The sequence below is a fragment of the uncultured Escherichia sp. genome, assembly GCF_948475835.1.
Lineage (GTDB): Bacteria > Pseudomonadota > Gammaproteobacteria > Enterobacterales > Enterobacteriaceae > ECMA0423.
Genome location: NZ_CAOLGM010000001.1, coordinates 99,954 through 112,033 on the forward strand (window position 1 = coordinate 99,954; position 12,080 = coordinate 112,033).

10 protein-coding genes are annotated in these 12,080 nt (G+C 52.6%); all 10 read left to right on the top strand.

Annotation, left to right across the window (positions count from 1 at the left end):
• Nucleotides 1-2 precede the first annotated feature (2 nt).
• Nucleotides 3-2,675: a translation initiation factor IF-2 gene (gene infB, locus QZF50_RS00485; protein WP_000133044.1), complete on the top strand. Its 2,673-nt coding sequence runs from the start codon at nucleotides 3-5 to the stop codon at nucleotides 2,673-2,675.
• 163 nt (nucleotides 2,676-2,838) lie between these two features.
• Complete coding sequence (gene rbfA / locus QZF50_RS00490) at nucleotides 2,839-3,240, top strand: 30S ribosome-binding factor RbfA (RefSeq protein ID WP_061892545.1); 402 nt, start codon at nucleotides 2,839-2,841, stop codon at nucleotides 3,238-3,240.
• A complete protein-coding gene (truB, locus tag QZF50_RS00495; RefSeq protein WP_000089698.1) occupies nucleotides 3,240-4,184 on the top strand; it encodes a tRNA pseudouridine(55) synthase TruB in 945 nt (314 codons plus the stop codon). The genes rbfA and truB overlap by 1 nt, the downstream gene beginning before the upstream one ends.
• Before the next feature lie 148 nt (nucleotides 4,185-4,332).
• Nucleotides 4,333-4,602, top strand: a complete 270-nt coding sequence (gene rpsO, locus QZF50_RS00500; RefSeq protein ID WP_000059466.1) for a 30S ribosomal protein S15 — start codon at nucleotides 4,333-4,335, stop codon at nucleotides 4,600-4,602.
• 246 nt (nucleotides 4,603-4,848) lie between these two features.
• Complete coding sequence (pnp, locus tag QZF50_RS00505; protein WP_001298740.1) at nucleotides 4,849-6,984, top strand: polyribonucleotide nucleotidyltransferase; 2,136 nt, start codon at nucleotides 4,849-4,851, stop codon at nucleotides 6,982-6,984.
• A 108-nt stretch (nucleotides 6,985-7,092) separates the two neighbouring features.
• Nucleotides 7,093-7,977, top strand: a complete 885-nt coding sequence (gene nlpI, locus QZF50_RS00510; protein ID WP_000802080.1) for a lipoprotein NlpI — start codon at nucleotides 7,093-7,095, stop codon at nucleotides 7,975-7,977.
• Between the two features lie 106 nt (nucleotides 7,978-8,083).
• The gene (gene yrbN / locus QZF50_RS00515; protein WP_010723222.1) at nucleotides 8,084-8,164 is read left to right on the top strand and encodes a protein YrbN; all 81 of its coding nucleotides are present in this window, start codon (nucleotides 8,084-8,086) and stop codon (nucleotides 8,162-8,164) included.
• A complete protein-coding gene (gene deaD, locus QZF50_RS00520) occupies nucleotides 8,157-10,046 on the top strand; it encodes an ATP-dependent RNA helicase DeaD (protein WP_001297428.1) in 1,890 nt (629 codons plus the stop codon). Before yrbN ends, deaD begins: the two co-directional genes overlap by 8 nt.
• A 153-nt stretch (nucleotides 10,047-10,199) precedes the next feature.
• On the top strand, nucleotides 10,200-11,444 hold the full coding sequence (mtr, locus tag QZF50_RS00525) for a tryptophan permease (RefSeq protein WP_237897953.1): 1,245 nt from the start codon (nucleotides 10,200-10,202) through the stop codon (nucleotides 11,442-11,444).
• A gap of 258 nt (nucleotides 11,445-11,702) precedes the next feature.
• On the top strand, nucleotides 11,703-12,080 hold a 378-nt coding region (locus tag QZF50_RS00530; protein WP_032267509.1), incomplete at its 3' end, for an IS110 family transposase.

Sequence of the window (12,080 nt, forward strand, 5' to 3'; positions counted from 1 at the left end):
GCATGACAGATGTAACGATTAAAACGCTGGCCGCAGAGCGACAGACCTCCGTGGAACGCCTGGTACAGCAATTTGCTGATGCAGGTATCCGGAAGTCTGCTGACGACTCTGTGTCTGCACAAGAGAAACAGACTTTGATTGACCACCTGAATCAGAAAAATTCAGGCCCGGACAAATTGACGCTGCAACGTAAAACACGCAGCACCCTTAACATTCCTGGTACCGGTGGAAAAAGCAAATCGGTACAAATCGAAGTCCGCAAGAAACGCACCTTTGTGAAACGCGATCCGCAAGAGGCTGAACGCCTTGCAGCGGAAGAGCAAGCGCAGCGTGAAGCGGAAGAGCAAGCCCGTCGTGAGGCAGAAGAATCGGCTAAACGCGAGGCGCAACAAAAAGCTGAACGTGAGGCCGCAGAACAAGCTAAGCGTGAAGCTGCTGAACAAGCGAAACGTGAAGCTGCGGAAAAAGACAAAGTGAGCAATCAACAAGACGATATGACTAAAAACGCCCAGGCTGAAAAAGCCCGCCGTGAGCAGGAAGCTGCAGAGCTCAAGCGTAAAGCTGAAGAAGAAGCGCGTCGTAAACTCGAAGAAGAAGCACGTCGCGTTGCTGAAGAAGCACGTCGTATGGCGGAAGAAAACAAATGGACTGATAACGCGGAACCGACTGAAGATTCCAGCGATTATCATGTCACAACTTCTCAACATGCTCGCCAGGCAGAAGACGAAAGCGATCGTGAAGTCGAAGGCGGCCGTGGCCGTGGTCGTAACGCGAAAGCAGCGCGTCCGAAGAAAGGCAACAAACACGCTGAATCAAAAGCTGATCGTGAAGAAGCACGCGCAGCAGTACGTGGCGGTAAAGGCGGAAAACGTAAAGGTTCTTCCCTGCAGCAAGGCTTCCAGAAGCCAGCTCAGGCCGTTAACCGTGACGTTGTGATCGGCGAAACCATCACCGTTGGCGAACTGGCGAACAAGATGGCGGTTAAAGGCTCTCAGGTCATCAAAGCGATGATGAAACTGGGCGCAATGGCAACCATCAACCAGGTTATCGATCAGGAAACCGCACAGCTGGTTGCTGAAGAGATGGGCCACAAAGTTATCCTGCGTCGTGAAAACGAGCTGGAAGAGGCGGTAATGAGCGACCGTGACACGGGGGCTGCGGCTGAACCGCGCGCGCCGGTTGTGACCATCATGGGTCACGTTGACCACGGTAAAACCTCTCTGCTGGACTACATTCGTTCAACGAAAGTGGCCTCTGGCGAAGCGGGCGGCATTACCCAGCACATTGGTGCATACCACGTTGAAACTGAAAACGGCATGATCACCTTCCTGGACACCCCGGGGCACGCCGCGTTTACTTCAATGCGTGCACGTGGTGCGCAGGCAACGGACATCGTAGTCCTGGTTGTTGCTGCCGACGACGGCGTGATGCCGCAGACCATCGAAGCAATCCAGCACGCGAAAGCGGCGCAGGTACCGGTGGTGGTTGCAGTGAACAAGATCGATAAACCAGAAGCCGATCCGGATCGTGTTAAGAACGAACTCTCCCAGTATGGCATCCTGCCGGAAGAGTGGGGCGGTGAAAGCCAGTTCGTACACGTATCTGCGAAAGCGGGTACCGGTATCGATGAACTGCTGGACGCTATCCTGCTGCAGGCGGAAGTTCTGGAGCTAAAAGCGGTACGTAAAGGTATGGCGAGCGGTGCGGTTATCGAATCCTTCCTCGATAAAGGTCGTGGTCCGGTTGCTACCGTTCTGGTACGTGAAGGTACTCTGCACAAGGGCGATATCGTTCTGTGTGGCTTCGAATACGGTCGTGTTCGTGCGATGCGTAACGAACTGGGTCAGGAAGTGCTGGAAGCGGGTCCGTCCATTCCGGTGGAAATCCTCGGCCTGTCCGGCGTTCCGGCTGCGGGTGATGAAGTTACCGTTGTACGTGACGAGAAGAAAGCGCGTGAAGTTGCACTCTATCGTCAGGGTAAATTCCGCGAAGTTAAACTGGCGCGTCAGCAAAAATCTAAACTCGAGAACATGTTTGCCAACATGACCGAAGGCGAAGTTCACGAAGTGAATATCGTCCTGAAGGCAGACGTACAGGGTTCTGTGGAAGCGATCTCCGACTCCTTGCTGAAACTGTCTACTGACGAAGTTAAAGTGAAGATCATCGGTTCTGGCGTAGGGGGTATCACCGAAACCGACGCCACCCTGGCTGCGGCGTCCAACGCCATCCTGGTTGGCTTCAACGTACGTGCTGATGCCTCTGCACGTAAAGTGATTGAAGCGGAAAGCCTGGATCTGCGTTACTACTCCGTCATCTATAACCTGATTGACGAAGTGAAAGCGGCGATGAGCGGTATGCTGTCTCCGGAACTGAAACAGCAGATTATCGGTCTGGCGGAAGTTCGTGACGTGTTCAAATCACCGAAATTTGGTGCCATCGCAGGCTGTATGGTTACCGAAGGTGTGGTTAAACGTCACAACCCGATCCGCGTTCTGCGTGACAACGTGGTTATCTACGAAGGCGAGCTGGAGTCCCTGCGCCGCTTCAAAGATGACGTTAACGAAGTCCGTAACGGTATGGAATGTGGTATCGGCGTTAAGAACTACAACGACGTCCGCACTGGCGATGTGATCGAAGTATTCGAAATCATCGAGATCCAACGTACCATCGCTTAAGGTTTTTAGGGTTCCATGCGGGATAAGGCGTTTACGCCGCATCCTGCATGGACTGCCTGATGCGACGCTGGCGCGTCTTATCAGGCCAACGTGAACAGCCCTTCCACCTGAAATTAATTTTAAAAAGGGGCTAACAGCCCCTTTTTTGTCAGGAGAATTTATTATGGCGAAAGAATTTGGTCGCCCGCAGCGCGTAGCGCAGGAAATGCAAAAAGAGATCGCTCTCATCCTGCAGCGTGAAATTAAAGATCCTCGCCTGGGCATGATGACCACCGTTTCCGGTGTCGAAATGTCTCGCGACCTGGCGTATGCCAAAGTATATGTGACGTTCCTCAACGACAAAGATGAAGACGCGGTTAAAGCGGGCATCAAAGCGTTGCAAGAAGCTTCTGGTTTCATCCGCAGCCTGCTGGGGAAAGCGATGCGCCTGCGTATCGTGCCGGAACTGACCTTCTTCTACGACAACTCTCTGGTTGAAGGGATGCGCATGTCAAACCTGGTGATCAGCGTGGTCAAACATGACGAAGAACGTCGTGTTAACCCGGACGACAGCAAGGAGGACTAATGAGTCGTCCTCGTCGTCGCGGTCGCGACATTAACGGCGTTTTGTTGCTGGATAAACCGCAGGGTATGTCCAGCAATGATGCGCTGCAAAAAGTGAAACGGATTTATAACGCCAACCGTGCCGGGCATACCGGTGCGCTGGACCCGCTGGCAACTGGCATGTTGCCAATTTGCCTCGGGGAAGCGACGAAGTTTTCCCAGTATCTGCTGGACTCCGACAAACGCTATCGGGTCATTGCGCGTCTTGGACAGCGTACCGATACTTCTGATGCCGACGGACAAATCGTTGAAGAACGTCCGGTAACCTTTAGCGCAGAGCAACTGGCGGCGGCGCTGGATACTTTCCGTGGCGATATCGAACAGATCCCTTCGATGTATTCAGCACTGAAATATCAGGGTAAAAAACTGTACGAATATGCGCGTCAGGGCATTGAAGTACCGCGTGAAGCGCGCCCGATTACCGTTTATGAATTGCTGTTTATTCGCCACGAAGGCAATGAGCTGGAGCTGGAAATTCACTGCTCAAAAGGCACTTATATCCGCACCATCATTGATGACCTGGGTGAAAAACTCGGTTGTGGCGCGCATGTTATTTACCTGCGTCGTCTGGCGGTAAGTAAATATCCGGTTGAACGGATGGTGACCCTGGAACATCTGCGTGAACTGGTCGAACAAGCCGAACAGCAGGATATTCCGGCTGCGGAGTTACTTGATCCATTACTGATGCCAATGGACAGTCCAGCTTCGGACTACCCGGTGGTGAATCTTCCGTTAACGTCTTCTGTTTACTTCAAAAATGGTAACCCAGTTCGTACATCCGGTGCGCCGCTGGAAGGACTGGTTCGCGTTACAGAAGGTGAGAACGGCAAATTTATCGGTATGGGCGAAATTGACGATGAAGGCCGCGTTGCGCCTCGTCGCCTGGTGGTTGAATACCCGGCGTAATGTTAACCGTCTTGCGATAACAGGTCGCTACGAGTAGAATACTGCCGCTTAACGTCGCGTAAATTGTTTAACACTTTGCGTAACGTACACTGGGATCGCTGAATTAGAGATCGGCGTCCTTTCATTCTATATACTTTGGAGTTTTAAAATGTCTCTAAGTACTGAAGCAACAGCTAAAATCGTTTCTGAGTTTGGTCGTGACGCAAACGACACCGGTTCTACCGAAGTTCAGGTAGCACTGCTGACTGCACAGATCAACCACCTGCAGGGCCACTTTGCAGAGCACAAAAAAGATCACCACAGCCGTCGTGGTCTGCTGCGCATGGTTTCTCAGCGTCGTAAACTGCTCGACTACCTGAAACGTAAAGACGTAGCACGTTACACCCAGCTCATCGAGCGCCTGGGTCTGCGTCGCTAATTCTTGCGAGTTTCAGAAAAGGGGGCCTGAGTGGCCCCTTTTTTCAAGCTGACGGCAGCAATTCACTGGAAACTAATGTATTGTTGCTATGAATGATCTTCCGTTGCAGAGGTTCGCGCGGCTAATGAGAGGCTTTACCCACATAGAGCTGGGTTAGGGTTGTCATTAGTCGCGAGGATGCGCAGAAGATCGGGTATTAACACCAGTGCCGTAAGGTACTGTCTAAGAAAGAGAAAGGATATTACATTGCTTAATCCGATCGTTCGTAAATTCCAGTACGGCCAACACACCGTGACTCTGGAAACCGGCATGATGGCTCGTCAGGCTACTGCCGCTGTTATGGTTAGCATGGATGACACCGCGGTATTCGTTACCGTTGTTGGCCAGAAAAAAGCCAAACCAGGTCAGGACTTCTTCCCACTGACCGTTAACTATCAGGAGCGTACTTACGCTGCTGGTCGTATCCCGGGTAGCTTCTTCCGTCGTGAAGGCCGCCCAAGCGAAGGCGAAACCCTGATCGCGCGTCTGATTGACCGCCCGATTCGCCCGCTGTTCCCGGAAGGCTTCGTCAACGAAGTTCAGGTTATCGCCACCGTGGTTTCTGTTAACCCGCAAGTTAATCCGGATATCGTCGCGATGATTGGTGCTTCCGCAGCACTGTCTCTGTCTGGTATTCCGTTCAATGGTCCGATTGGTGCTGCCCGCGTAGGTTACATCAATGACCAGTACGTACTGAACCCGACTCAGGACGAGCTGAAAGAGAGCAAACTGGATCTGGTTGTTGCTGGTACTGAAGCCGCTGTACTGATGGTTGAATCTGAAGCTGAATTGCTGAGCGAAGACCAGATGCTGGGCGCAGTAGTGTTCGGTCATGAACAACAGCAGGTTGTTATTCAGAACATCAATGAACTGGTGAAAGAAGCCGGTAAACCACGTTGGGACTGGCAGCCGGAGCCGGTAAACGAAGCGCTGAACGCGCGCGTTGCTGCACTGGCTGAAGCTCGTCTGAGTGATGCTTACCGCATCACCGACAAACAAGAGCGTTATGCGCAGGTTGATGTCATCAAATCTGAAACCATCGCGACGCTGCTTGCTGAAGACGAAACCCTGGACGAAAACGAACTGGGTGAAATTCTGCACGCTATCGAGAAAAACGTTGTTCGTAGCCGCGTACTGGCAGGCGAACCGCGTATCGACGGTCGTGAAAAAGATATGATTCGTGGTCTGGATGTGCGTACTGGCGTGCTGCCGCGTACTCACGGTTCTGCGCTGTTCACCCGTGGTGAAACGCAGGCGCTGGTTACCGCAACGCTGGGTACTGCTCGTGACGCGCAGGTTCTTGATGAACTGATGGGCGAACGTACCGACACCTTCCTGTTCCACTACAACTTCCCTCCGTACTCCGTAGGCGAAACCGGCATGGTCGGTTCTCCGAAGCGTCGTGAAATTGGTCACGGTCGTCTGGCGAAGCGCGGCGTGCTGGCAGTCATGCCGGATATGGACAAATTCCCGTACACCGTACGTGTTGTGTCTGAAATCACTGAATCCAACGGTTCCTCTTCTATGGCTTCCGTGTGCGGCGCGTCTCTGGCGCTGATGGACGCAGGTGTGCCGATCAAAGCTGCCGTTGCGGGTATCGCAATGGGTCTGGTGAAAGAAGGCGACAACTACGTTGTACTGTCTGACATTTTGGGCGACGAAGATCACCTGGGCGATATGGACTTCAAAGTTGCGGGTTCCCGCGACGGTATCTCTGCATTGCAGATGGATATCAAAATTGAAGGTATCACCAAAGAGATCATGCAGGTTGCGCTGAACCAGGCTAAAGGTGCGCGTCTGCATATCCTGGGCGTAATGGAACAGGCGATCAACGCGCCGCGTGGCGATATCTCTGAGTTCGCACCGCGTATCCATACCATCAAGATCAACCCGGACAAGATCAAAGACGTTATCGGTAAAGGCGGTTCTGTTATCCGTGCCCTGACCGAAGAAACTGGCACCACCATCGAAATCGAAGATGACGGTACTGTGAAGATCGCAGCGACCGACGGCGAGAAAGCGAAACACGCTATTCGTCGTATCGAAGAGATCACTGCAGAAATCGAAGTGGGCCGCGTCTACACTGGTAAAGTGACCCGTATCGTTGACTTTGGCGCATTTGTTGCCATCGGCGGCGGTAAAGAAGGTCTGGTACACATCTCTCAAATCGCTGACAAACGCGTTGAGAAAGTGACCGATTACCTGCAGATGGGTCAGGAAGTACCGGTGAAAGTTCTGGAAGTTGATCGCCAGGGCCGTATCCGTCTGAGCATTAAAGAAGCGACTGAGCAGTCTCAACCTGCTGCAGCACCGGAAGCTCCGGCTGCTGAACAGGGCGAGTAAGGTTGCCATTTGCCCTCCGCTGCGGCGGGGGGCTTTTAACCGGGCAGGACGCCTTGTTAGCAACCGGGAACAGGACGTTCATTCAACCGTGGTCTTCGGGAGTGGGAAATGAAGCCTTTTTTGCGCTGGTGTTTCGTTGCGACAGCACTTACGCTTGCAGGATGCAGTAATACTTCCTGGCGTAAAAGTGAAGTCCTCGCGGTACCATTGCAACCGACTTTACAGCAGGAAGTGATTCTGGCACGTATGGAACAAATCCTTGCCAGTCGGGCTTTAACCGATGACGAACGCGCACAGCTTTTATATGAGCGCGGAGTGTTGTATGATAGTCTCGGTCTGAGGGCATTAGCGCGTAACGATTTTTCGCAAGCGCTGGCAATCCGACCGGATATGCCTGAAGTATTCAATTACTTAGGCATATATTTAACGCAGGCAGGCAATTTTGATGCTGCCTATGAAGCGTTTGATTCTGTACTTGAGCTTGATCCAACTTACAACTACGCGCACTTGAATCGCGGGATCGCATTATATTACGGCGGTCGTGACAAGTTAGCGCAAGATGATCTGCTGGCGTTTTATCAAGACGATCCCAATGATCCTTTCCGTAGTCTGTGGCTTTATCTCGCCGAGCAGAAGCTCGATGAGAAGCAGGCTAAAGAAGTGTTGAAACAGCACTTCGAAAAATCGGATAAGGAACAGTGGGGATGGAACATTGTCGAGTTCTACCTGGGCAACATTAGCGAACAAACGTTAATGGAAAGGCTCAAGGCGGACGCAACGGATAACACCTCGCTCGCTGAGCATCTCAGTGAAACCAACTTCTATTTAGGTAAGTACTACCTAAGTCTGGGGGATTTGGACAGCGCCACGGCACTGTTCAAACTGGCGGTTGCCAACAACGTTCATAACTTTGTTGAGCACCGATACGCATTGTTGGAATTATCGCTCCTGGGCCAGGACCAAGATGACCTGGCAGAATCGGACCAGCAATAGCTGACGTACACATCAGCCCGTAATCTTTTTTGATTGCCATCACCTTAACGGGTGAGGGCGTTGTTGTTCGTTAATACACCTACTTTGAGCCGGTTCACACTTTTCAATGAAAATTGCTGATCAATTTCATGATGAGTTATGTAGACTGGCCGCCATTAATTTTGAGGCACACGTACTACATGGCTGAATTCGAAACCACTTTTGCAGATCTGGGCCTGAAGGCTCCTATCCTTGAAGCCCTTAACGATCTGGGTTACGAAAAACCATCTCCAATTCAGGCAGAGTGTATTCCACATCTGCTGAATGGCCGCGACGTTCTGGGTATGGCCCAGACGGGGAGCGGAAAAACTGCAGCATTCTCTTTACCTCTGTTGCAGAATCTTGATCCTGAGCTGAAAGCACCACAGATTCTGGTGCTGGCACCGACCCGCGAACTGGCGGTACAGGTTGCTGAAGCAATGACGGATTTCTCTAAACACATGCGCGGCGTAAATGTGGTTGCTCTGTACGGCGGCCAGCGTTATGACGTGCAATTACGCGCCCTGCGTCAGGGGCCGCAGATCGTTGTCGGTACTCCGGGCCGTCTGCTGGACCACCTGAAACGTGGCACTCTGGACCTCTCTAAACTGAGCGGTCTGGTTCTGGATGAAGCTGACGAAATGCTGCGCATGGGCTTCATCGAAGACGTTGAAACCATTATGGCGCAGATCCCGGAAGGTCATCAGACCGCTCTGTTCTCTGCAACCATGCCGGAAGCGATTCGTCGCATTACCCGCCGCTTTATGAAAGAGCCGCAGGAAGTGCGCATTCAGTCCAGCGTGACTACCCGTCCTGACATCAGCCAGAGCTACTGGACTGTCTGGGGTATGCGTAAAAACGAAGCACTGGTACGTTTCCTGGAAGCGGAAGATTTTGATGCGGCGATTATCTTCGTTCGTACCAAAAATGCGACTCTGGAAGTGGCTGAAGCTCTTGAGCGTAACGGCTACAACAGTGCCGCGCTGAACGGTGACATGAACCAGGCGCTGCGTGAGCAGACACTGGAACGCCTGAAAGATGGTCGTCTGGACATCCTGATTGCGACCGACGTTGCAGCCCGTGGCCTGGACGTTGAGCGTATCAGCCTGGTGGTTAACTACGATATCCCGATGGATTCTGAGTCTTACGTTCACCGTATCGGTCGTACCGGTCGTGCGGGTCGTGCTGGCCGCGCGCTGCTGTTCGTTGAGAACCGCGAGCGTCGTCTGCTGCGCAACATTGAACGTACTATGAAGCTGACTATTCCGGAAGTAGAACTGCCGAACGCAGAACTGCTGGGCAAACGCCGTCTGGAAAAATTCGCCGCTAAAGTACAGCAGCAGCTGGAAAGCAGCGATCTGGATCAATACCGCGCACTGCTGAGCAAAATTCAGCCGACTGCAGAAGGTGAAGAGCAGGATCTCGAAACTCTGGCTGCGGCACTGCTGAAAATGGCACAGGGTGAACGTACTCTGATTGTTCCGCCAGATGCGCCGATGCGTCCGAAACGTGAATTCCGTGACCGTGATGACCGTGGTCCGCGCGATCGTAACGACCGTGGCCCACGTGGCGACCGTGAAGATCGTCCGCGTCGTGAACGTCGTGATGTTGGTGACATGCAGCTTTACCGCATTGAAGTGGGCCGCGATGATGGTGTTGAAGTTCGTCATATCGTTGGCGCGATTGCTAACGAAGGCGACATCAGCAGCCGTTACATCGGTAACATTAAGCTGTTTGCTTCTCACTCCACTATCGAACTGCCGAAAGGTATGCCGGGTGAAGTACTGCAACACTTTACGCGTACTCGCATTCTGAACAAGCCGATGAATATGCAGTTGCTGGGCGATGCGCAGCCGCATACTGGCGGTGAGCGTCGTGGCGGTGGTCGTGGTTTCGGTGGCGAGCGTCGTGAAGGCGGTCGTAACTTCAGCGGTGAACGCCGTGAAGGTGGTCGTGGTGATGGTCGTCGTTTTAGCGGCGAACGTCGTGAAGGCCGCGCACCGCGTCGTGATGACTCTACCGGTCGTCGTCGTTTCGGTGGCGATGCGTAATCATCGCTGAACAGCGAACACAGTCTGTAAAATAATATATACAGCCCCGATTTGAACCATCGGGGCTTTTTTTCTGTCTTTTGTACTCGTGTACTGGTACAGTGCAATACATAACAACGCAGTCGCACTATTTTTCACTGGAGAGAAGCCCTCATGGCAACACTAACCACCACCCAAACGTCACCGTCGCTGCTTGGCGGCGTGGTGATTATCGGCGGCACCATTATTGGCGCAGGGATGTTTTCTCTGCCAGTGGTCATGTCCGGGGCGTGGTTCTTCTGGTCAATGGCGGCGCTGATCTTCACCTGGTTCTGTATGCTGCATTCCGGCTTGATGATTCTGGAAGCTAACCTGAATTACCGAATCGGTTCGAGTTTTGACACTATCACCAAAGATTTGCTGGGCAAAGGCTGGAACGTGGTCAACGGTATTTCCATTGCCTTTGTGCTCTATATCCTGACCTATGCCTATATTTCTGCCAGTGGTTCAATTCTGCATCACACCTTCGCAGAGATGTCGCTAAACGTCCCGGCACGGGCGGCGGGTTTTGGTTTTGCACTGCTGGTAGCGTTTGTGGTGTGGTTGAGTACTAAGGCCGTCAGCCGCATGACGGCGATTGTGCTGGGGGCGAAAGCCATTACCTTCTTCCTCACCTTTGGCAGCCTGTTGGGGCATGTGCAGCCTGCGACATTGTTCAACGTTGCAGAAAGCAATGCATCTTATGCGCCGTATCTGCTGATGACATTGCCGTTCTGCCTGGCGTCGTTTGGTTATCACGGTAACGTGCCAAGCCTGATGAAGTATTACGGCAAAGATCCGAAAACCATCGTGAAATGCCTGGTGTACGGTACGCTGATGGCACTGGCGCTGTATACCATCTGGTTGCTGGCGACGATGGGTAACATCCCGCGTCCGGAGTTTATCGGTATTGCAGAGAAGGGCGGTAATATTGATGTGCTGGTACAGGCATTAAGCGGCGTGCTGAACAGCCGTAGCCTGGACCTTCTGCTGGTCGTGTTCTCAAACTTTGCGGTAGCGAGTTCGTTCCTTGGCGTAACGCTGGGTTTGTTTGACTATCTGGCAGATCTGTTTGGTTTCGATGACTCAGCCCTGGGGCGCTTGAAAACGGCATTGCTGACCTTTGCCCCGCCTGTTGTGGGTGGTCTACTGTTCCCGAACGGATTCCTGTACGCCATTGGTTATGCTGGTTTAGCAGCTACCATCTGGGCGGCAATTGTTCCGGCGCTGTTAGCCCGCGCATCGCGTAAACGCTTTGGCAGCCCGAAATTCCGCGTCTGGGGCGGCAAGCCGATGATTACGCTGATTCTGGTGTTTGGCGTTGGCAACGCACTGGTCCATATTTTATCGAGCTTTAATTTACTGCCGGTGTATCAGTAATCAGCGGTGCCTTATCCGACATTTCTGCTGCCTACACAATGCCTGATGCGCTTCGCTTATCAGGCCTTGTATTATCCCTCCAGTGCAGAGAAAATCGGCCAGTTTTCTCTGCCTGCAGTCCGCATGCCGTATCGGGCCTTGGGTTCTAACCTGTTGCGTAGATTTATGCAGCGGACTGCCTTTCTCCCAAAGTGATAAACCGGACAGTATCATGGACCGGTTTTCCCGGTAATCCGTATTTGCAAGGTTGGTTTCACTATGGAACATGAACTTCATTATATCGGTATCGACACCGCTAAAGAGAAACTGGATGTCGATGTGTTGCGTCCTGATGGTCGTCATCGCACCAAAAAATTCGCTAACACCACTAAAGGGCACGATGAGCTGGTGAGCTGGCTGAAAGGTCACAAGATTGACCATGCGCATATCTGCATCGAAGCGACCGGCACCTATATGGAACCTGTCGCTGAGTGCCTTTACGATGCTGGCTACATAGTGTCAGTCATTAATCCTGCGCTGGGTAAAGCTTTCGCTCAGAGTGAAGGACTGCGTAACAAGACTGATACCGTGGATGCGCGCATGCTGGCAGAGTTCTGTCGTCAGAAGCGCCCTGCAGCCTGGGAAGCGCCTCACCCG